The sequence below is a fragment of the Streptomyces sp. NPDC088785 genome (assembly GCF_044750685.1).
GTDB lineage: Bacteria > Actinomycetota > Actinomycetes > Streptomycetales > Streptomycetaceae > Streptomyces.
Map to the genome: position 1 here is coordinate 297,405 of NZ_JBIVKH010000003.1, position 20,639 is coordinate 318,043.

The following is a 20,639-nucleotide window of genomic DNA, read 5'->3' on the forward strand; positions in this document are numbered from 1 at the left end:
GAAAAGAGGAGCCCGCTGTGGCCGGCAACCTGAAGAACGTGACGGACGCCTCCTTCGACGAGGACGTCCTGAAGAACGACAAGCCCGTCCTCGTCGACTTCTGGGCCGCCTGGTGCGGTCCGTGCCGCCAGATCGCCCCGTCGCTCGAAGCGATCGCGGCCGAGTACGGCGACAAGATCGAGATCGTCAAGCTCAACATCGACGAGAACCCGGGCACGGCCGCCAAGTACGGCGTCATGTCCATCCCGACGCTGAACGTCTACCAGGGCGGCGAGGTCGCCAAGACCATCGTCGGTGCCAAGCCGAAGGCCGCCATCGTGCGCGACCTCGAGGACTTCATCGCCGAGTGACGCTCCGGCGACGCCGTTTCACGGACCACCGCCGTTGTTTCACGTGAAACATGAACGGGCCGACCCGAGAGGGTCGGCCCGTTCCACGTTGTCGTCCTTCTCCGCCGCCGTCCAGGACCTCGGCCCCGGCGACCTCGGCCCCGGCGCCTCTACAGCGGCCGGAGAGCGGGTTCCTTCTGCACCGCGCCGAGCAGCCGGTCCAACGCCATCTCCACGTCCTCTTTCCACGACAGCGTCGTCCGCAGCTCCAGCCTCATGCGCGGATACGAGGGATGCGTCCGGACCGTCTTGAAGCCGACGGCCAGCAGATGGTCGGCGGGCAGCAGACAGGACGGCTCCTTCCACTGCGCGTCGCCGAAGGACTCGATCGCCTTGAAGCCCCTGCGCAGGAGATCCTTCGCGACGGTCTGCACGATGACTCTCCCCAGTCCCTGACCCTGATAGTTCGGCTGGATCCAGGCCGTCATCAGCTGGACGGCATCGGGGGAGACCGGGCTCGTCGGGAACGACAGGGAGCGCGGGACATACGCGGGCGGCGCGTAGAGCACGAAGCCGACCGGGACGTCGTCGACGTAGACGACGCGGCCGCAGGAGCCCCACTCCAGCAGAACCGCCGAGATCCAGCCTTCCTTCTCCAGCTCCGGCGTCCCCGCCTTCACCGCGGCCTGGCCGCTGACCGGGTCCAGTTCCCAGAAGACGCACGACCGGCAGCGCTGGGGAAGGTCCGGGAGGTTGTCCAGCGTGAGCGGTACGAGCCGACGCCCCATGAAGGCAGATCCTCGCTTTCTCCGCCGGCCGCAGCGCGGGCGGCTGTCAGAGCGCCTCGCTCCCTGAGCAGGCTGCCGACGAACCCGCCGACCGCGCCCAGTCCGAGACCCGCGGTCATCAGTCCGGTACGACTCACCGATCGCATGACCCCGCCCCCTTGAGGTACTGCCGGGTGGATGCGCTCTTCCCGATCGCATCGTAACCACGATGCGATTCCATCGATACCGTAAGAAAGCAAAGAGCGGGCCGCGTTCCGGCACACACCGGACACCGCCCGCTCCCAGGTACCGCGCAGGACGGTCAGTCCTGCGGGTCCTCCTCGTACTCCTCGGAGAGTCCGTGCTGAAGAACCGGCCCCTCGCCCGGAGCGAGCGAGCCGAGGATGCGCTCCAGGTCGTCCATCGAGGCGAACTCGACGACGATCTTGCCCTTCTTCTGGCCCAGGTCGACCTTCACCCGCGTCTCGAAGCGGTCCGAGAGACGTGACGCGAGACTGCTCAGCGCCGGGGAGACCCGCCCGCCGGCCCGCGGGCCCTTGGCCCGGGTCGTGCTCGTGGGCCGCGATCCCATCAGGGTCACGATCTCCTCGACGGCCCGCACCGAAAGCCCCTCGGCGACGATGCGGTGGGCCAGCCGGTCCTGCTCCTCCGAGTCCTCCACGGAGATCAGCGCCCGGGCATGGCCCGCGGACAGCACACCCGCGGCCACCCGTCGCTGCACGGCCGGGGAGAGCTTCAGCAGACGCAGGGTGTTGGAGACCTGCGGGCGGGAGCGACCGATCCGGTCCGCCAGCTGGTCGTGCGTGCAGTTGAAGTCCTTGAGCAACTGGTCGTAGGCGGCTGCCTCTTCCAGCGGGTTCAGCTGTGCCCGGTGCAGGTTCTCCAGGAGCGCGTCCAGGAGAAGCTTCTCGTCGTCCGTGGCCCGCACGATGGCGGGGATGCGGTCGAGGCCCGCCTCACGGGTGGCCCTCCAGCGCCGCTCGCCCATGATGAGCTCGTAGCGGGCCGGTCCCACCTGCCGCACCACGACGGGCTGAAGCAGGCCGACTTCCTTGATGGACGTGACCAGCTCGGCGAGGGCGTCCTCGTCGAACACGTCACGCGGCTGGCGCGGGTTGGGCGTGATCTCGTCGAGCGGCAGCTCGGCGAAGTAGGCACCCGCGGGCGCCTCGTGGGCGTCGCCCACACCGTTCGCCGCCGGCTGCTCCGTTTCACGTGAAACACCGCTGTGCGACAGCGATGCCACCTTCGCCGCGGCCACACCGCGCTCCGCCGTCAGCACCGACGCCGCGGCGGGAGCGGAAGAGGCTCCCCCTCCCGACGCGGCCGGCATCGACTTCTCAGGCGTGGGGGCAGCCGGAATCAGTGCGCCGAGACCACGGCCCAGTCCCCTCCGTCGCTCGCTCACTGAATCCCCTCCGAGGTGGTCTGCTGGTCGAGTTGAGTGCCCGCGTGGGCGTGCTGGGCGTCGTAGTGGATGCCGACGCCGCGCAACGCCATCTCGCGCGCCGCCTCCAGGTAGGAGAGCGCACCGCTCGACCCCGGGTCATAGGTCAGCACGGTCTGGCCGTAGCTGGGTGCCTCCGAGATACGCACCGAGCGAGGGATGCTCGTCCGGAGCACTTCCTTGCCGAAGTGGCTGCGGACCTCCTCGGCGACCTGGGAGGCCAGCCGGGTGCGTCCGTCGTACATCGTGAGCAGAATCGTCGAGACGTGCAGCGTGGGGTTGAGGTGCCCGCGGACGAGATCCACGTTGCGCAGCAACTGGCCCAGGCCCTCCAGCGCGTAGTACTCGCACTGAATCGGGATCAGTACCTCCGCGCCGGCGACCAGCGCGTTGACCGTCAGCAGGCCGAGCGACGGCGGGCAGTCGATGAGGACGTAGTCCAGCGGCTGCTCGTATGCCAGGATCGCTCGCTGGAGGCGGCTCTCACGGGCCACCAGCGAGACCAGCTCGATCTCCGCACCGGCGAGATCGATGGTGGCGGGAGCGCAGAACAGCCCCTCCACGTCCGCGACCGGCTGGACGACGTCGGAGAGCGGCCTGCTGTCCACCAGCACGTCGTAGATCGAGGGCACCTCGGCGTGGTGGTCGATCCCCAGCGCCGTCGAGGCATTGCCCTGAGGGTCCAGGTCGATCACCAGGACGCGTGCGCCGTGCAGCGCGAGCGACGCGGCAAGGTTCACCGTCGTCGTGGTCTTGCCGACCCCGCCCTTCTGGTTGGCCACCACCATGACGCGGGTCTGCTCGGGACGCGGCAGGCCCTCGCCCGCGCGGCCGAGAGCTTCTACTGCCAGTTGGGCAGCGCGACCGATGGGTGTGTCGTCCATCGGGGGCGGTGTTTCACGTGAAACATCCTCCCCCGCCGACTCGGTGCGGGGACCGGGGACCGGATCGGTCATCGGTCCCGCGATGTTGGCGTCGGACCGCAAGGATTCACTCTCCTCGACTTCAGGCTCGCAATGAACAGAGCCTCCCATGCCTTCGGGGTCGAGAACCAGCGAGGCCCGGTCTTCTGTGGACGAATCCCCTTCTGTGGACAACTTCGTGCCCGTGACAGGGGACGGCGCACGAATTCCGAGGGGTTTACGGTCGCGGGGAGCGGCCGCTGCGCGGCCGCGACTGATGATGCCATGCAGCAGTGAGCGACGTTTCACGTGAAACACGATGCACCGCGGCTCGGCACGCATCCGTGCGACACCCCGAGACGCGTACGTTTGCCGGATTTTGTGGAGTACCGCCGGCCCTCGGGGCAGATCGGACAGATCGGCGGTACTCATCGCCTCCGCGTCGGGCGGTCAGCGCCTGCGCCGGGTGCGCCCCGTGCGGGCGGCCTTGGCCCGCTTGGCGGCGAACCGCACGCCACCCGGGCTCTCGCCCACCTCGACCCGCACCACGGTCGAGAGCGGATCGACCACGCCCTCGCCGACCTGAAGCACCGAGGTCTCCACGGCTCCGAGCTTGCTCAGGGCGGCACCGGCCCCCTTCAGCTCCTCCACGGCCGTGTCGCCCTTGAGCAGCAGCATCTCTCCGTACGGACGCAGCAGCGGGACGCCCCACGCCGCGAGACGGTCCAGCGGCGCCACGGCGCGGGCCGTGACGACGTGGACGGGCGGGAGCTTGCCGAGGACCTCCTCGGCCCGGCCGCGCACCACGGTCACATGGTCGAGCCCGAGCAGTTCGACGACCTCGGTGAGGAACGTCGTGCGCCGCAGCAGCGGTTCCAGGAGCGTGATCTTGAGGTCGGGACGGACCAGGGCCAGCGGGATGCCCGGCAGTCCGGCGCCCGACCCGACATCGCACACGGTCACGTTCTCGGGCACGACCTCGGAGAGCACCGCGCAGTTCAGGATGTGCCGCTCCCACAGCCGCGGCACTTCGCGGGGGCCGATGAGACCACGCTGCACTCCCGCGTCCGCGAGCAGCTCCGCGTACCGGACCGCGTCCGGGAAGCGCTCGCCGAATGCCGACCGGGCAAGCTCCGGAGCCGGGGGGAGTTCTGCTGCCTCCGTCACGGGGACCGTCCTTCCGTACCTCACCGCTCCCACCGCGTGGGTGGCTGATGAACAGGCTGACAAAGATCGGCCCCGCCTGCGAACAGACGGGGCCGGGGGTACGACGTGCCGATCAGGCGGGAAGCACGACGACGAAGCGCTGCGGCTCCTCGCCCTCGGACTCGCTGCGCAGCCCGGCGGCCTTGACCGCGTCGTGCACGACCTTGCGCTCGAACGGCGTCATCGGCTGCATCTTGACCGGCTCGCCGGAGCTCTTCACCTCGGCCGCGGCCTTGGCGCCCTGCTCGGTGAGCTCGGCGCGCTTCTTGGCCCGGTACCCGGCGATGTCCAGCATCAGCCGGCTGCGGTCCCCGGTCTCCCGGTGCACCGCGAGGCGGGTCAGCTCCTGGAGCGCTTCGAGGACCTCACCGTCACGGCCGACCAGCTTCATCAGGTCGCGGCCGTTGGCGTCGCTGACGATGGACACCGCGGCCCGGTCGGCCTCGACGTCCATGTCGATGTCACCGTCGAGGTCGGCGATGTCCAGCAGACCCTCGAGGTAGTCCGCAGCGATCTCGCCCTCCTGCTCGAGGCGGGTCAGGGTGTCGCCACCCTCAGGAGCGGAGGTGGTGCCTTCCGTCACGGGAGGACTCCTTCTTGAGTCAAAGGCTTAACGCCAGCGTCTTACGTCGAGGTCTTACTTCTTGGTCGGCGACTTGGGCCGCTGCGGGCCCTTGCGCTGCCCGGACTTGGCCTTGCTGCGCGCCTGGTTGCCACCGGCCGGCTTGGCCCCGCCCTGCGGCTTGGCGTCCTGGGGCTCGGTCTTCTTCTCCAAGGAGGTCTTCGCGCCGGGCTGTGCGGTGCCCTCGGTCTTGCCGGTCGGCGCGGTCTGGCGCTGCGACTTGGACTGGCGCTTGGGCTGCTGGCGCTTGGGGGCGCCCGAGGCCGGCGTGCCGTCCTCGTCCAGGACGGCGGTCGCGGACGAGCTCGCCACCACGGTGCCGTCGGCCTGGGCCGCGAGGCTGGCCTTGGTCAGTCCGTTGATGAACTTGCGCTCGTACTCGTTGCGGTCCCGGCCCTTGGCGACGATCGCCTTGACGATGTTCCGCTCGCGCTTGGTGCGGGTCGCCCCGTGTCCGACCACGTGCTTCTGGAGGATCTCCAGCATCTTGGCCTGGGCCTTGCTGCCCGGGGTGGGGTTCCGGCTGATCACGTACATCTGCTGGCCCATGGTCCACACGTTGGTGGTCAGCCAGTAGACGAGGACACCGACGGGGAAGTTGATGCCCATGAACAGGAAGATCAGGGGGAAGACGTACATCAGCATTTTCTGCTGCTGCATGAACGGCGTCTTGACGGTGAGGTCGACGTTCTTCGTCATCAGCTGGCGCTGCGTGTAGAACTGCGACGCCGACATCATGATGATCATGACCGCGGTGACGACGCGGACGTCCATCAGCGAGGCGCCCATCTTGGCGACCTCGGCGGCACTGTCCGTGAACTTGGACGCCAGCGGGGCGCCGAAGATGTGGGCCTTCTGGGCGCTGTCGAGCAGCGACTGGTCGATGACGCCGATCTTCTTGTTCTCGGCGATGCCGGCCAGCGTGTGGTACAGCGCGAAGAAGAACGGCGACTGCACGAGGATGGGAAGGCACGAGGAGAGCGGGTTGGTGCCCGTCTCCTTGTACAGCTTCATCATCTCTTCGGACTGACGCTGCTTGTCGTTCTTGTAGCGCTCCTGGATCGCCTTCATCTGCGGCTGGAGCAGCTGCATGTTCCGCGTCGACTTGATCTGCTTCACGAAGAGCGGGATCAGGCAGATGCGGATCAGCACCACCAGGGACACGATGGAGAGACCCCAGGCCCATCCAGTGTCAGGGCCGAAGACGGCGCCGAAGACCTTGTGGAACTGGACGATGACCCAGGACACCGGGGTCGTGAGAAACGCGAAGACACCAGAGATCGCGTTGACGATATCGGAAATCATGTCCCTGATCAGGCTCCTTGGGCATGGGGCGGGGTCGCTGCGGACGGGCTGTCCTGGGCAGTGGCGTCGTCGTCCTGAACGACGGGGGCCGCTTTCTTGTCCCCGCGCAAGGCGTCGCGGAGCATCTCGTGCCAGCGCGGCCGCTTACGTGGCGGAACGTGGTCGACACCGCCGGGGGACCACGGATTGCACCGGAGGATCCGCCAGGCGGTGAGGGCTGTTCCCTTGATCGCGCCGTGCCGGTCGATGGCCGTGAAGCCGTAGTGGGAGCACGACGGGTAGTACTTGCACACGGGACCGAGCAGCGGACTGATGGTCCACTGATAGATCTTGATCAGTGCAAGCAGTGGGTACTTCATCGCGCGCCCCCTCCCAGCAGCCGCTGTAGAGCGGCATCCAGGTCTCGGGCCAGCTGTGCGTGGGAGGCGTCACCCGCACCGGGCAACGCACGTACGACTACCAGGCTACCTGGGGGCAACTGAGCCACCCGGTCGCGCATGAGGTGTCGAAGTCTGCGCTTCACCGCGTTCCGGACGACGGCACCGCCCACGGCCTTGCTCACGACGAAACCCGCACGTGACGGGGGAACGCTCTCCCCAGGCACGTGCGGGTCCGTAGTACCGCTGCGTAGATGGACGACGAGAAGCGGGCGTCCGGCCCGACGGCCTCGCCGTACCGCGGTCGCGAAGTCCTCGCGCCGCCTCAGCCGATTCTCGGTAGGCAGCACGTCATGACCTGTTAATGCGATCAGGCGGACAGGCTGGCGCGACCCTTGCCACGACGGTTGGCGAGAATCGCACGACCGGCGCGGGTCCGCATGCGAAGGCGGAAACCGTGGGTCTTGGCGCGACGACGGTTGTTCGGCTGGAAGGTGCGCTTGCTCACTCGGGGGCTCCTGGAAAACGTGGGTTGGCGGGACATCGCCTGGCTGTCACCGTGCGCCCACGAGTAGCTCGCAATACGCCCGAGTGCACCGCTAGACGGACCACAGAAAGACTGAAAACGCGTGGACCGTGACCTTGCCCATCGGAGGCAGGCGGCAGCAGCCATCGACAACTCGACCTGGTTACGGTACGCGCGGCTACGCCATCCGGTCAAACCAGCGTCACGCGGGAGACACTGTCCACAGGCTGGGGACAACAACTTGAACCGCAGCGGTCGCGCTGACTACCGTGGCTGAACTCCGATTCGTTCCCTTCTCACCACCCCACCCGGTTTCCTTCCCGACCCGGCTCCGGCCTCCCCACCCAACCCGTCCCAGGAATCACACGTTCGTGGGACCAGCGAGAGAGCGTGCCCTGTGGCTGATGTACCTGCCGATCTTGCCGCAGTGTGGCCACGAGTTCTGGAGCAACTCCTCGGGGAAGGGCGCGGGCAGGGCGTCGAGACGAAGGACGAACACTGGATCAGGCGCTGCCAGCCCTTGGCCCTGGTCGCCGACACCGCCCTGCTCGCGGTGCCCAACGAATTCGCGAAGGGCGTACTCGAAGGCCGGCTCGCGCCGGTCGTGAGCGAGACCCTCAGCCGCGAGTGCGGCCGGCCCATCCGCATCGCGATCACGGTCGACGACTCCGTGGGCGAGACGCCCGCGCCCCCGGCCCCGCCGGTGCAGCAGCAGCGGTACGAGGGCTACGAGAACACGGAGCAGTCCGCACCGCCCGCCCAGGGACACGAGCCGTACGAGAGCCGTGACACCCGCGACGGGTACGACGCCCGAGATGCCCGGGACGGCCGGGACGGCCGCGAGTCCTACGACGGCTACGACCCGTACGAGCGCCGGGGCCGGGACGACCGCGGCCAGGGCGGCGCCCGCAACGACCAGCGCGACCAGCAGCCGCAGGCCCCGCGCGAGCAGGACCGGGAGCGCGAGGACCAGCTGCCGACGGCCCGCCCCGCCTACCCGGACTACCAGCGCCCCCAGCCCGGCGCGTGGCCCCGGCCGCAGCAGGACGACTACGGGTGGCAGCAGCAGCGGCTCGGCTTCCCCGAGCGCGACCCGTACGCGACGCCCCCGCAGCAGCCCCAGCACGACTACCGGCAGCAGGAACGCTCGCCCTACGAGCAGCAGGGTTACGAACCGGAGCGCGGCCGCTACGGTCAGCAGCAGGAGCGTTCGCCCTACGAGCAGAAGCCGGCGGAGCGTCCCTCCTACGAAGAGCGCTCCCCCTATGACGAGCACGGCGGCTACGACACGTCACCGCGCGAGATCCGACCGCGGCGGGACGGCGGCGAGTCCCCGATGGGCGGCCGCCCCGGCCACGACAGCCGGCCCGGGCACGACGGCGGTCCCGGCCGCCGGGTGCCGTCGGGGGCCCCCGGCCCGCTGGCCGCGCAGCCGGCGCCCGCGACGGGCCCCGGCGAGCCGACCGCGCGCCTGAACCCCAAGTACCTCTTCGACACGTTCGTCATCGGCGCGTCGAACCGTTTCGCGCACGCGGCCGCGGTCGCGGTCGCCGAGGCGCCGGCCAAGGCGTACAACCCGCTGTTCATCTACGGAGAGTCGGGGCTCGGCAAGACCCACCTGCTGCACGCCATCGGGCACTACGCGCGCAGCCTCTATCCGGGCACGCGCGTGCGGTACGTGAGCTCCGAGGAGTTCACCAACGAGTTCATCAACTCGATCCGCGACGGCAAGGGCGACTCGTTCCGCAAGCGGTACCGCGAGATGGACATCCTGCTCGTCGACGACATCCAGTTCCTCGCGGACAAGGAGTCGACGCAGGAGGAGTTCTTCCACACCTTCAACACGCTCCACAACGCGAACAAGCAGATCGTGCTCTCCAGCGACCGGCCGCCCAAGCAGCTGGTGACCCTGGAGGACCGGCTGCGCAACCGGTTCGAGTGGGGCCTGATCACGGACGTCCAGCCGCCCGAGCTGGAGACCCGTATCGCCATCCTCCGTAAGAAGGCGGTGCAGGAGCAGCTCAACGCCCCGCCGGAGGTCCTGGAGTTCATCGCGTCCCGCATCTCGCGGAACATCCGCGAGCTGGAGGGGGCGCTGATCCGCGTCACTGCGTTCGCCTCGCTCAACCGGCAGCCGGTCGACCTGGGGCTGACGGAGATCGTCCTCAAGGACCTCATCCCCGGCGGCGAGGACGCCTCGCCGGAGATCACCGCGCCGGCCATCATGGCGGCGACCGCGGACTACTTCGGGCTCACGGTGGAGGACCTCTGCGGATCCTCGCGCAGCCGCGTGCTCGTGACGGCCCGCCAGATCGCGATGTATCTCTGCCGGGAGCTGACCGATCTCTCCCTGCCGAAGATCGGCGCGCAGTTCGGCGGCCGCGACCACACGACCGTGATGCACGCCGACCGCAAGATCCGCGCTCTGATGGCCGAGCGGCGGTCCATCTACAACCAGGTCACCGAGCTGACCAACCGCATCAAGAACGGCTGACTGCGGGCCGTTGACGGCTCTCGTACGTCCCTGAAGGGCGCTCCGGAAGGCTTCCGGAGCGCCCTTCTTCGTGTGGGGGCGGGGTCGGCGCGGCCGCCGGACCTGGGTCGGTGTTCGATTCCGCGCCGGGTTACGGGAGTTCTCCACAGATGTGCCGTCTTTTTTTGGTCCACACCCTGGGGACCGGAAAGTTGTCCAGACGGCATCCACAGCGCAGGCGCGTGATGGGGCATCAGGGCAGGTCAGAGGGCTGTGGATTCGTGGACAGACGATCTCCACAGTCTGTGGACAGATTTTTCTTCCACAGGGTGTGCATGACGTTGTCCACCGCCGACCCACAGGATGCCAGCTGTTGTGCACAGTGATCCGGAGCTTCTCCACACGGCTGTCCACTGTTCGGCAACCCGACGCGCCTCGTCACCGGCGCGAGTGAAAGGCGTCACACCAAGGGGGTCGGTTGGGCTGTGGGGAACGCGGGTAAAGCTGGGGACGGCGCTGGGGAGAAGTCGGCCTTGCCTGTGCATGGGGTGTGCAGAACTTTCGGCCGTCCACAGAAGTGCCCGGTTGTCCACCGCCTCGGCCCACAGGCGCAGTGGACAAAAAATCGCCTCTGACCTGCGAAAAAGAGGTTTTCCACGGTTTCCACAGCCCCTACTACTACTCCCAACTAGAGAGAGCTGGGAATCCGCATCGAAGCGGGGGCTGTGCACAACTCGCTCTCGGCACCCCGACCGCGCCTCGGCACGACTTGACCGAGGGAGGCACCGACTGTCAGTGCGGTGCGTCAGACTGGTCCCCGGTGTTCTCCCCAGCTGTGGGCCGAGCGACACCGACGTCAGCCGACGAAGACCGAAGACCGATGCAGGGCGAGAGCAGCCAGCAACAGCAGGAGGCGGCTTAAGTGAAGATCCGGGTGGAACGCGACGTACTCGCGGAGGCGGTGGCCTGGGCGGCGCGCAGCCTTCCGGCACGACCGCCTGCGCCCGTCCTCGCGGGCCTTCTGCTGAAGGCCGAGGAGGGCGCGCTCAGCCTGTCGAGCTTCGACTACGAGGTGTCGGCGCGGGTCTCCGTGGACGCGGAGATCGACGAGGAGGGCACGGTGCTCGTCTCCGGCCGCCTCCTCGCGGACATCTGCCGCGCCCTGCCGAACCGACCGGTGGAGATCTCCACAGACGGTGTACGGGCGACCGTGGTCTGCGGTTCCTCGCGGTTCACCCTCCACACCCTGCCGGTGGAGGAGTACCCGGCGCTGCCGCAGATGCCCACCGCCACGGGCACCGTCCCGGGCGAGGTGTTCGCCTCCGCCGCGCAGCAGGTCGCCATCGCCGCCGGTCGCGACGACACGCTTCCCGTCCTCACCGGTGTGCGCATCGAGATCGAGGGCGAGACGGTGACGCTGGCGTCCACCGACCGCTACCGCTTCGCCGTCCGCGAGTTCCTGTGGAAGCCGGAGGACCCCGAGGCGTCCGCGGTCGCCCTGGTGCCCGCCAAGACGCTCCTGGACACCGCCAAGGCGCTCACGAGCGGCGACACGGTCACCCTGGCGCTGTCCGGCTCCGGCGCGGGCGAGGGCCTCATCGGCTTCGAGGGCGCGGGCCGTCGCACGACGACCCGCCTCCTGGAGGGCGACCTCCCGAAGTACCGCACGCTGTTCCCGACGGAGTTCAACTCGATCGCCGTCATCGAGACCGCCCCCTTCGTGGAGGCCGTCAAACGCGTGGCCCTCGTCGCCGAGCGCAACACCCCGGTGCGGCTCAGCTTCGAGCAGGGCGTGCTCATCCTGGAGGCCGGCTCCAGCGACGACGCACAGGCTGTGGAGCGGGTGGACGCCCAGCTCGACGGCGACGACATCTCCATCGCGTTCAACCCGACGTTCCTGCTGGACGGCCTGAGCGCGATCGACTCCCCGGTCGCCCAGCTGTCGTTCACGACGTCCACCAAGCCCGCGCTGCTCTCCGGCAGGCCGGCCGTGGACGCCGAGGCGGACGACGCGTACAAGTACCTGATCATGCCGGTGCGGCTGTCGGGCTGAGGCCACCGCGGGGCGGGCCGCTCCCGGGTCCACCGGAGCGGCTATGCCCACAGGTGGGCGGAAGCGTCCGGGTTTAGGCTCGGACGCGGGTACGGGACGGCACGCGCGCGTGGCCGCCCGTACCGCTCCACCCCCACCTCACGCCCCGTCGCAACGTAAGGAACCACTGATGCAGCTCGGTCTCGTCGGCCTCGGCAAGATGGGCGGCAACATGCGCGAGCGCATCCGCCGCGCAGGCCACACCGTCATCGGCTACGACCGCGACCCGGACCTCGCGGACGTCCACAGCCTCGAAGAGCTGGTGGGCAGTCTCCAGAGTCCGCGCGTGGTGTGGGTGATGGTCCCCGCCGGTGCCGCCACCCAGTCCACGGTCGACGAGCTGGCCGAGCTGCTCGAACCCGGCGACGTCGTCGTCGACGGCGGCAACTCGCGCTGGACGGACGACGAGAAGCACGCGGTCGAGCTCGGCATCAAGAACATCGGCTTCGTCGACTGCGGCGTCTCCGGCGGCGTGTGGGGCCTGGAGAACGGCTACGCGCTGATGTACGGCGGCGCGGCCGAGGACGTGGCGAAGGTCCAGCCCGTCTTCGACGCCCTGAAGCCGGAGGGCGACTTCGGCTCGGTGCACGCGGGCAAGGTCGGCGCCGGCCACTTCGCGAAGATGGTCCACAACGGCATCGAGTACGCGATGATGCAGGCCTACGCCGAGGGCTGGGAGCTGCTGGAGGCCGTGAACTCGGTGACCGACGTCCGCGAGGTCTTCCGCTCCTGGCAGGAGGGCACGGTCATCCGTTCCTGGCTGCTCGACCTGGCCGTCAACGCCTTGGACGAGGACGAGCACCTGGAACAGCTGCGCGGCTTCGCCCAGGACTCCGGCGAGGGCCGCTGGACGGTCGAGGCCGCCATCGACAACGCCGTCCCGCTGCCCGCGATCACCGCGTCGCTCTTCGCGCGTTTCGCCTCGCGCCAGGACGACTCGCCGCAGATGAAGATGATCGCGGCCCTGCGCAACCAGTTCGGCGGCCACGCCGTCGAGAAGAAGTAGCCCGTTCGGAAGCCATCCACAGCGGTGGACAACCGCTGTGAGAAACGTTGGGGGAGGTCGGCCCACGACCATGCACGTCACGCATCTGTCGCTGGCCGACTTCCGCTCGTACCCCCGGGCCGAGGTCGCCCTCGAACCGGGGGTCACCGCCTTCGTGGGCCCCAACGGCCAGGGCAAGACGAACCTGGTCGAGGCCGTCGGCTATCTGGCCACCCTGGGCAGCCACCGGGTCTCCTCCGACGCTCCCCTGGTGCGGATGGGCGCCGAGCGCGCCGTCATCAGGGCCCAGGTGCGGCAGGGCGAGCGCCAGCAGCTGGTCGAGCTCGAACTCAATCCCGGCAAGGCCAATCGTGCCCGCATCAACAGGTCGTCGCAGGTCAGGCCGCGTGACGTGCTGGGGATCGTGCGGACCGTGCTGTTCGCGCCCGAGGACCTCGCGCTCATCAAGGGCGATCCGGGCGAGCGCCGCCGCTTCCTCGACGAGCTGATCACCGCCCGCTCCCCGCGCATGGCCGGGGTCCGCTCCGACTACGACCGCGTCCTCAAGCAGCGCAACACGCTCCTGAAGTCGGCGGCCCTCGCCCGGCGGCACGGCGGCCGCTCCATGGACCTGTCCACGCTCGACGTGTGGGACCAGCACCTCGCGCGCGCGGGCGCGGAGCTCCTCGCCCAGCGGCTCGACCTGATCGCGACCCTGCAACCGCTGGCCGACAAGGCGTACGAGCAGCTGGCCCCCGGCGGCGGACCGGTCGCGCTGGAGTACCGGCCGTCGTCGGCCGAGATCGTCGGCCACGCGCGCGAGGAGCTCTACGAGCAGCTGCTCGCCGCTCTGGAGGGCGCCCGCAAGCAGGAGATCGAGCGGGGCGTCACCCTCGTGGGGCCGCACCGGGACGAGCTGCTGCTCAAGCTGGGCCAGCTCCCCGCCAAGGGGTACGCGAGCCACGGCGAGTCCTGGTCGTACGCGCTGGCGCTGCGCCTGGCCTCGTACGACCTGCTGCGCGCGGAGGGGAACGAGCCGGTGCTCGTCCTGGACGACGTCTTCGCCGAGCTGGACGCCCGCCGCCGCGAGCGCCTGGCGGAACTCGTCGCGCCCGGCGAGCAGGTCCTCGTCACGGCCGCGGTCGACGACGACGTCCCCGGCGTGCTGGCCGGGACCCGGTACGCGGTCTCCGAAGGCACGGTGGAGCGGCTGTGAGCGCCGAGGAGCCCCAGCCGTCGCAGCCCGCGGGCGGGCCCGAGCCGTCGGGCGTCGACCTCGCGCGCGTGGCCCTGCGCGCGGCAAAAGAAGCGGCACGCGCGCGTGGGGCCTCCGCGCAGCAGAAGAAGCAGGCGCGGCGCGGTGGCGGACTGCGGTCCGGGGCGCGGGCGGACGGGCGGGACCCGATGGGGCTCGGCGCGGCCATCAACCGGCTGATCACCGAGCGCGGCTGGGAGGCCCCGGCCGCCGTCGGCGGGGTGATGGGCCGCTGGCCGCAGATCGTGGGTGAGGATCTCGCCAAACACTGCGTGCCGCAGAAGTACGACGAGGACGAGCGCGTCCTGGTGGTGCAGTGCGACTCCACGGCCTGGGCGACGCAGGTCAGGATGCTGGCTCCGCAGCTGGTCAGGCGCCTGAACGAGGACCTCGGGCACGGCACGGTGCGCCGGATCGACATCAGGAATCCCGGTGGTGGCCCGCGCCGCTACGGCCCCCTGCGCGCCCCCGGAACCACCGGTCACGACGCCACCTACGGGTGAGAGCGCGGTCACGGTCGCTGCTGGTTGACACCTCGAAGCGCTGAGTGCCGCTGTGAGCCTCCTGGAGCCCCTTTCCGCATAGGGGGAGTCGGCCGAGACCGGTTGAGGGCGGCACGTGCGGACTCAGGTACCGGCAAACCCCCATCACTGTCGGCGCTACCGGTACACTGGAGTGCAATCCCGCCCCACTTGTGGGACGCACCGAGCAACGCCGACCAGGGCTTACCGAACCAACACGCCGCAGCCGCTCCGGCCACCAACCGGTCTTGGCTTGTGCTGTGCCAGAAAGGGCGCTTCGTGGCCGATTCCGGCAACCCCAACGAGAACACCCCGTCCACCGACGCCGAGAGGCACGTGGGGGCCACAGAGGCCTCGTACGACGCCAGTGCGATCACCGTCCTCGAAGGGCTGGACGCGGTCCGCAAGCGACCCGGCATGTACATCGGCTCGACCGGTGAGCGTGGCCTGCACCACATGGTGCAGGAGGTCGTGGACAACTCCGTCGACGAGGCGCTGGCCGGCCACGCGGACACGATCGACGTGACGATCCTCCCCGACGGCGGCGTCCGCGTCATCGACAACGGCCGTGGCATCCCCGTCGGCATCATCCCGTCCGAGGGCAAGCCGGCCGTCGAGGTCGTGCTGACCGTCCTGCACGCGGGCGGCAAGTTCGGCGGCGGCGGGTACGCCGTCTCCGGCGGTCTGCACGGTGTCGGCGTATCGGTCGTGAACGCGCTCTCCACCAAAGTCTCGGTGGACATCCGGACCGAGGGGTACCGCTGGACGCAGGACTACAAGGCGGGTGTGCCGACGGCGCCCCTGGCGAAGCACGAGGCCACCGAGGAGACCGGCACCTCGGTCACCTTCTGGGCCGACGGCGACATCTTCGAGACCACCGACTACTCCTTCGAGACGCTGTCGCGGCGCTTCCAGGAGATGGCCTTCCTCAACAAGGGCCTGACGATCAAGCTCACGGACGAGCGCGAGTCGGCCAAGGCCACCGCCGGTGCGGACGCCCCCGAGGCGGGTGACGACACGGCCTTCGAGCCGCGGACGGTGACGTACCACTACGAGGGCGGCATCGTCGACTTCGTGAAGTACCTCAACTCCCGCAAGGGCGAGGTCGTCCACGACTCGGTGATCGACCTGGAGGCCGAGGACAAGGAGAAGCTCCTGTCCGTCGAGGTCGCCATGCAGTGGAACAGCAGTTACAGCGAGGGCGTCTACTCCTTCGCGAACACGATCCACACGCACGAGGGCGGCACCCACGAAGAGGGCTTCCGTGCCGCGCTGACCGGTCTCATCAACCGGTACGCGCGCGACAAGAAGCTGCTGCGCGAGAAGGACGACAACCTCACGGGTGACGACATCCGCGAGGGTCTGACCGCGATCATCTCGGTGAAGCTGGGCGAGCCGCAGTTCGAGGGCCAGACGAAGACCAAGCTGGGCAACACCGAGGCGAAGACCTTCGTCCAGAAGGTCGTGCACGAGCACCTGACGGACTGGCTGGACCGCAACCCGGTCGAGGCGTCGGACATCATCCGCAAGTCCATCCAGGCGGCCACCGCGCGCGTGGCGGCCCGTAAGGCGCGCGACCTGACGCGCCGCAAGGGCCTGCTGGAGTCGGCGTCCCTGCCCGGCAAGCTCTCGGACTGCCAGTCGAACGACCCCACCAAGTGCGAGATCTTCATCGTCGAGGGTGACTCCGCCGGTGGTTCGGCGAAGTCCGGCCGCAACCCGCAGTATCAGGCGATCCTCCCGATCCGGGGCAAGATCCTCAACGTCGAGAAGGCGCGGATCGACAAGATCCTTCAGAACCAGGAGATCCAGGCGCTGATCTCCGCCTTCGGCACCGGGGTCCACGAGGACTTCGACATCGAGAAGCTCCGCTATCACAAGATCATCCTGATGGCGGACGCCGACGTCGACGGCCAGCACATCAACACCCTGCTGTTGACGTTCCTGTTCCGCTTCATGCGGCCCCTGGTCGAGGCGGGCCACGTCTTCCTGTCGCGGCCCCCGCTCTACAAGATCAAGTGGGGTCGGGACGACTTCGAGTACGCGTACTCGGACCGCGAGCGCGACGCTCTCCTGGAGCTGGGCCGCCAGGCCGGCAAGCGCACCCGGGACGACTCGGTCCAGCGCTTCAAGGGCCTCGGCGAGATGAACGCCGAGGAGCTGCGCATCACGACCATGGACCAGGAGCACCGCGTCCTGGGCCAGGTCACGCTCGACGACGCCGCCCAGGCCGACGACCTGTTCTCGGTCCTGATGGGTGAGGACGTCGAGGCGCGCCGTTCGTTCATCCAGCGCAACGCCAAGGACGTCCGCTTCCTCGACATCTGAGTCGGTCTCAGCTGACCGCCACAGAAAGGATCTTCACCAGCAATGGCCGACGAGAACACCTCCGTGCCCCCGTCCGAGAACCCGGACGGCAGCGCTGTCGCGATGCGGATCGAGCCCGTCGGGCTCGAGACGGAGATGCAGCGCTCCTACCTCGACTACGCGATGTCCGTCATCGTGTCCCGCGCGCTGCCCGACGTACGGGACGGCCTCAAGCCCGTCCACCGCCGAGTCCTGTACGCCATGTACGACGGCGGCTACCGGCCCGAGAAGGGCTTCTACAAGTGCGCCCGCGTCGTCGGCGACGTCATGGGCAACTACCACCCGCACGGCGACTCCTCGATCTACGACGCCCTGGTGCGCCTCGCGCAGCCGTGGTCGATGCGCATGCCGCTGGTGGACTCCAACGGAAACTTCGGCTCCCCGGGCAACGACCCGGCGGCCGCCATGCGCTACACCGAGTGCAAGATGGCGCCGCTGTCCATGGAGATGGTCCGGGACATCGACGAGGACACCGTCGACTTCACGGACAACTACGACGGCCGCTCCCAGGAGCCGACCGTCCTGCCGTCCCGCTTCCCGAACCTGCTGATCAACGGCTCGGCCGGCATCGCGGTCGGCATGGCCACCAACATCCCGCCGCACAACCTGCGCGAGGTCGCGGCCGGCGCCCAGTGGTACCTGGAGAACCCCGAGGCCTCCCACGAGGACCTGCTCGACGCCCTGGTCGAGCGCATCAAGGGCCCCGACTTCCCGACCGGCGCCCTCGTCGTCGGCCGCAAGGGCATCGAGGAGGCGTACCGCACCGGCCGCGGCTCCATCACGATGCGCGCGGTCGTCGAGGTCGAGGAGATCCAGAACCGCCAGTGCCTGGTGGTCACGGAGCTTCCGTACCAGGTCAACCCGGACAACTTGGCGCAGAAGATCGCCGACCTCGTCAAGGACGGCAAGATCGGCGGCATCGCGGACGTCCGCGACGAGACGTCGTCCCGCACCGGCCAGCGCCTGGTCATCGTGCTCAAGCGCGACGCGGTCGCCAAGGTCGTCCTCAACAACCTGTACAAGCACACCGACCTCCAGACGAACTTCGGCGCCAACATGCTGGCGCTCGTCGACGGCGTGCCGCGCACGCTGTCGCTCGACGCGTTCATCCGCCACTGGGTGACGCACCAGATCGAGGTCATCGTCCGCCGGACGAAGTTCCGGCTGCGCAAGGCCGAGGAGCGCGCGCACATCCTGCGCGGCCTCCTGAAGGCCCTGGACGCCATCGACGAGGTCATCGCCCTCATCCGGCGCAGCGACACCGTGGACATCGCGCGAGAGGGCCTCATGGGCCTCCTCCAGATCGACGAGATCCAGGCCAACGCCATCCTCGAGATGCAGCTGCGCCGGCTCGCCGCCCTGGAGCGCCAGAAGATCGTCGCCGAGCACGACGAACTCCAGCTCAAGATCAACGAATACAACGCGATCCTGGCCTCCCCCGAGCGGCAGCGCCAGATCATCAGCGAGGAGCTCCAGGCGATCGTCGACAAGTTCGGCGACGACCGGCGCTCCAAGCTGGTCCCCTTCGAGGGCGACATGTCCATCGAGGACCTCATCGCCGAAGAGGACATCGTCGTCACGATCTCGCGCGGCGGTTACGTCAAGCGGACCAAGACGGACGACTACCGCTCCCAGAAGCGCGGCGGCAAGGGCGTGCGCGGCACGAAGCTCAAGGAAGACGACATCGTCGACCACTTCTTCGTGTCCACGACGCACCACTGGCTGCTCTTCTTCACCAACAAGGGGCGCGTGTACCGCGCGAAGGCGTACGAGCTTCCGGACGCCGGCCGCGACGCGCGCGGGCAGCACGTGGCGAACCTGCTGGCCTTCCAGCCGGACGAGGCGATCGCCGAGATCCTCGCGATCCGCGACTACGACGCCGCGCCGTACCTGGTGCTCGCCACCAAGGCGGGCCTGGTGAAGAAGACGTCCCTGAAGGACTACGACTCGCCCCGTTCGGGCGGCGTCATCGCCATCAACCTCCGTGAGGCGGCGGACGGTTCGGACGACGAGCTGATCGGCGCCGAGCTGGTCTCCGCCGAGGACGACCTGCTGCTCATCAGCAAGAAGGCGCAGTCCATCCGGTTCACCGCGACGGACGACGCGCTGCGTCCGATGGGCCGTGCCACGTCCGGTGTGAAGGGCATGAGTTTCCGCGAGGGAGACGAACTGCTCTCGATGAATGTCGTCCGGCCAGGTACGTTCGTCTTCACCGCCACCGACGGTGGGTACGCGAAGCGGACCAACGTCGACGAGTACCGCGTCCAGGGGCGAGGTGGCCTCGGCATCAAGGCTGCCAAGATCGTGGAGGACCGTGGTTCGCTGGTCGGCGCGCTGGTGGTCGAGGAGACCGACGAGATCCTCGCCATCACGCTGTCCGGCGGTGTGATTCGTACGCGAGTCAACGAGGTCAGGGAGACGGGCCGTGACACCATGGGCGTCCAACTGATCAACCTGGGCAAGCGCGATGCCGTCGTCGGCATCGCACGTAACGCCGAGGCCGGCCGTGAGGCCGAGGAAGTCGACGGGGCCGCCGAGCTGGTGGACGGCGCCGAGACCGACGAATCGGCCCAGGGCGAGACGGCCGTCGGAACGGACGAGGGCGAGCAGTCCTCGGCCGAGTAGCGCGAGGAGAGAGTCATCGTGAGCGGAGCCACGGGCGCAGGCTCTACCGGAACATCCACCGGTACGGAATCGGAGAGCGGCCGTGGCTCCGCTCGCGACGTCAAGGACTCGAGCGGCTCGGCGAACGCGCACGAGTCTCATGGATCCCAGGGGGGAACTGTGACGGACACCCGAGGTCCGCAGACCCAGCAGCAGTACGCCGCCGGCGGTGGCGGGGCCCTGCCCGGCGAGCGGCAGCAGTCGCAGCAGCAGGCCCAGCCGTATCACCCGCCGCAGGCGTACCAGAACGCGCCGGGGGGCGGTGGAGCGGTCCGCAGGCCGCGCACCGGCGCGCGCACCACCCCGCGCACCCGCAAGGCCCGCCTGCGCGTGGCCAAGGCCGATCCGTGGTCGGTGATGAAGGTCAGCTTCCTGCTGTCCATCGCCCTCGGCATCTGCACGATCATCGCGGCCGCCGTGCTGTGGATGGTCATGGACGCCATGGGCGTCTTCTCCACGGTCGGCGGCACGATCTCCGAGGCCACGGGCTCGAACGAGGGCAACGGTTTCGACCTCCAGTCGTTCCTGTCGCTCCCGCGCGTGCTGATGTTCACGACGGTCATCGCGGTCATCGACGTCGTCCTGGCGACGGCTCTCGCGACGCTCGGCGCGTTCATCTACAACCTCTCCGCGGGCTTCGTCGGCGGCATCGAGCTCACGCTCGCCGAGGACGAGTGAGCGCGGCGGCGTTCTGAAGACGCGCTGGTGGGTGGGCCAGGACTATCGATTTTGGGACTGGCCCCCCAGTGCGCTAATCTTCAGGAGTCAGCGCGCGGGACA

At 68.9% G+C, this 20,639-nt stretch carries 18 protein-coding genes; 9 read left to right on the forward strand and 9 right to left on the reverse strand.

Features of this window, described 5'->3' with window-relative positions; all coding sequences use genetic code 11:
- Positions 1-17: 17 nt before the first annotated feature.
- Positions 18-350 carry a thioredoxin gene (gene trxA / locus ACIP5K_RS11940; RefSeq protein ID WP_401408118.1) on the forward strand — a complete coding sequence of 111 codons (333 nt, stop codon included), beginning with the start codon at positions 18-20 and terminating at the stop codon, positions 348-350.
- Positions 351-499: 149 nt separating this feature from the next.
- On the opposite strand, the gene ACIP5K_RS11945 is transcribed toward trxA, so the two are convergent.
- The 9 genes from ACIP5K_RS11945 to rpmH form a co-directional block, all read right to left on the reverse strand.
- Positions 500-1,117 (reverse strand): GNAT family N-acetyltransferase, encoded by a 618-nt coding sequence (locus tag ACIP5K_RS11945; protein ID WP_401408120.1) that lies wholly within the window; start codon positions 1,115-1,117, stop codon positions 500-502.
- A gap of 301 nt (positions 1,118-1,418) precedes the next feature.
- Positions 1,419-2,525: a ParB/RepB/Spo0J family partition protein gene (locus tag ACIP5K_RS11950; protein WP_401408122.1), complete on the reverse strand. Its 1,107-nt coding sequence runs from the start codon at positions 2,523-2,525 to the stop codon at positions 1,419-1,421.
- Positions 2,522-3,598 carry a ParA family protein gene (locus tag ACIP5K_RS11955; protein ID WP_401408979.1) on the reverse strand — a complete coding sequence of 359 codons (1,077 nt, stop codon included), beginning with the start codon at positions 3,596-3,598 and terminating at the stop codon, positions 2,522-2,524. Before ACIP5K_RS11955 ends, ACIP5K_RS11950 begins: the two co-directional genes overlap by 4 nt.
- Before the next feature lie 318 nt (positions 3,599-3,916).
- On the reverse strand, positions 3,917-4,633 hold the full coding sequence (gene rsmG / locus ACIP5K_RS11960; protein WP_401408124.1) for a 16S rRNA (guanine(527)-N(7))-methyltransferase RsmG: 717 nt from the start codon (positions 4,631-4,633) through the stop codon (positions 3,917-3,919).
- Between the two features lie 112 nt (positions 4,634-4,745).
- Positions 4,746-5,255, reverse strand: a complete 510-nt coding sequence (locus ACIP5K_RS11965) for a protein jag (protein ID WP_401408126.1) — start codon at positions 5,253-5,255, stop codon at positions 4,746-4,748.
- A gap of 54 nt (positions 5,256-5,309) precedes the next feature.
- Positions 5,310-6,599 (reverse strand): membrane protein insertase YidC, encoded by a 1,290-nt coding sequence (gene yidC, locus ACIP5K_RS11970; RefSeq protein ID WP_401408128.1) that lies wholly within the window; start codon positions 6,597-6,599, stop codon positions 5,310-5,312.
- Between the two features lie 8 nt (positions 6,600-6,607).
- A complete protein-coding gene (yidD, locus tag ACIP5K_RS11975; protein WP_401408130.1) occupies positions 6,608-6,958 on the reverse strand; it encodes a membrane protein insertion efficiency factor YidD in 351 nt (116 codons plus the stop codon).
- Positions 6,955-7,326, reverse strand: a complete 372-nt coding sequence (gene rnpA / locus ACIP5K_RS11980; protein WP_401408132.1) for a ribonuclease P protein component — start codon at positions 7,324-7,326, stop codon at positions 6,955-6,957. The genes yidD and rnpA overlap by 4 nt, the downstream gene beginning before the upstream one ends.
- 20 nt (positions 7,327-7,346) lie before the next feature.
- The gene (gene rpmH, locus ACIP5K_RS11985) at positions 7,347-7,484 is read right to left on the reverse strand and encodes a 50S ribosomal protein L34 (RefSeq protein ID WP_006381191.1); all 138 of its coding nucleotides are present in this window, start codon (positions 7,482-7,484) and stop codon (positions 7,347-7,349) included.
- A 415-nt stretch (positions 7,485-7,899) separates the two neighbouring features.
- Between rpmH and dnaA the strand changes: the two genes are divergently transcribed.
- The 8 genes from dnaA to ACIP5K_RS12025 all read left to right on the forward strand — a co-directional run bounded on the left by dnaA (position 7,900) and on the right by ACIP5K_RS12025 (position 20,537).
- The gene (gene dnaA / locus ACIP5K_RS11990) at positions 7,900-9,996 is read left to right on the forward strand and encodes a chromosomal replication initiator protein DnaA (RefSeq protein ID WP_401408134.1); all 2,097 of its coding nucleotides are present in this window, start codon (positions 7,900-7,902) and stop codon (positions 9,994-9,996) included.
- Positions 9,997-10,897: 901 nt separating this feature from the next.
- Positions 10,898-12,028 carry a DNA polymerase III subunit beta gene (gene dnaN / locus ACIP5K_RS11995; RefSeq protein ID WP_401408136.1) on the forward strand — a complete coding sequence of 377 codons (1,131 nt, stop codon included), beginning with the start codon at positions 10,898-10,900 and terminating at the stop codon, positions 12,026-12,028.
- Positions 12,029-12,197: 169 nt separating this feature from the next.
- Positions 12,198-13,073 (forward strand): phosphogluconate dehydrogenase (NAD(+)-dependent, decarboxylating), encoded by an 876-nt coding sequence (gene gnd, locus ACIP5K_RS12000; protein WP_401408138.1) that lies wholly within the window; start codon positions 12,198-12,200, stop codon positions 13,071-13,073.
- Positions 13,074-13,143: 70 nt separating this feature from the next.
- Positions 13,144-14,268 carry a DNA replication/repair protein RecF gene (gene recF / locus ACIP5K_RS12005; protein ID WP_401408140.1) on the forward strand — a complete coding sequence of 375 codons (1,125 nt, stop codon included), beginning with the start codon at positions 13,144-13,146 and terminating at the stop codon, positions 14,266-14,268.
- Entirely contained in the window at positions 14,265-14,810 is a 546-nt protein-coding gene (locus ACIP5K_RS12010) for a DUF721 domain-containing protein (RefSeq protein ID WP_401408142.1), read from the forward strand. Before recF ends, ACIP5K_RS12010 begins: the two co-directional genes overlap by 4 nt.
- A 273-nt stretch (positions 14,811-15,083) precedes the next feature.
- On the forward strand, positions 15,084-17,156 hold the full coding sequence (gyrB, locus tag ACIP5K_RS12015) for a DNA topoisomerase (ATP-hydrolyzing) subunit B (RefSeq protein ID WP_401408144.1): 2,073 nt from the start codon (positions 15,084-15,086) through the stop codon (positions 17,154-17,156).
- A 42-nt stretch (positions 17,157-17,198) separates the two neighbouring features.
- A complete protein-coding gene (gyrA, locus tag ACIP5K_RS12020; protein WP_401408146.1) occupies positions 17,199-19,820 on the forward strand; it encodes a DNA gyrase subunit A in 2,622 nt (873 codons plus the stop codon).
- An 18-nt stretch (positions 19,821-19,838) separates the two neighbouring features.
- Positions 19,839-20,537, forward strand: a complete 699-nt coding sequence (locus ACIP5K_RS12025; protein WP_401408148.1) for a DUF3566 domain-containing protein — start codon at positions 19,839-19,841, stop codon at positions 20,535-20,537.
- The last annotated feature ends 102 nt before the right edge of the window (positions 20,538-20,639 follow it).

Coding starts and splice junctions, on each gene's coding strand:
- gyrA (WP_401408146.1), top strand. CDS start 17,199: ATGGCCGACGAGAACACCTCCGTGCCCCCGTCCGAGAACCCGGACGGC.
- ACIP5K_RS11955 (WP_401408979.1), bottom strand. CDS start 3,598: ATGGGAGGCTCTGTTCATTGCGAGCCTGAAGTCGAGGAGAGTGAATCC.
- yidD (WP_401408130.1), bottom strand. CDS start 6,958: ATGAAGTACCCACTGCTTGCACTGATCAAGATCTATCAGTGGACCATC.
- gnd (WP_401408138.1), top strand. CDS start 12,198: ATGCAGCTCGGTCTCGTCGGCCTCGGCAAGATGGGCGGCAACATGCGC.
- recF (WP_401408140.1), top strand. CDS start 13,144: ATGCACGTCACGCATCTGTCGCTGGCCGACTTCCGCTCGTACCCCCGG.
- ACIP5K_RS11945 (WP_401408120.1), bottom strand. CDS start 1,117: ATGGGGCGTCGGCTCGTACCGCTCACGCTGGACAACCTCCCGGACCTT.
- yidC (WP_401408128.1), bottom strand. CDS start 6,599: ATGATTTCCGATATCGTCAACGCGATCTCTGGTGTCTTCGCGTTTCTC.